The organism is Erwinia sp. PME.40.26/001 (assembly GCF_055556675.1).
In genome coordinates this window covers 1-339 of sequence record NZ_JBVHNP010000062.1, presented here as the reverse complement: position 1 = coordinate 339, position 339 = coordinate 1, and the positions used below count along the sequence as shown (strand labels likewise).

The following is a 339-nucleotide window of genomic DNA, read 5'->3' as shown; positions in this document are numbered from 1 at the left end:
CTGCACTCGATCGGTGCATTCGCCGCCGCGGGCCGCGACGAGACCCGCGTCGCCGCGTCGCCCGATGACGTCCCGCCCGAGTACAGGGCCAAGATGCTGCGACAGGGCAACCTCTGGATCTATCGCATCCCGTCGCGCCCGAACGACCGCACCCGAAGCTTCTACCACCCGGAGCTCGCCGCCCAGGTCTGGGGTCGCGCACGCGCTCGCGTCCTCCACGGCCCCAGCTCCCTCGGCGGCTACACCTCCGGTGCTCTCACGGTCGACCCCTCGACGCTCATCGGCATCCAGGGTGATGCGATCTACACGACCAAGCTGCCGGCGTGGTCCCTGCCGGAC

Annotated in this window: 1 protein-coding gene; it reads left to right on the top strand. The window is 70.5% G+C overall.

Features of this window, described 5'->3' with window-relative positions; genetic code table 11:
• Positions 1–339, top strand: a 339-nt coding sequence (locus ACZ3HG_RS23230; RefSeq protein WP_465334668.1) for a hypothetical protein, incomplete at both ends; no start/stop codon positions are given.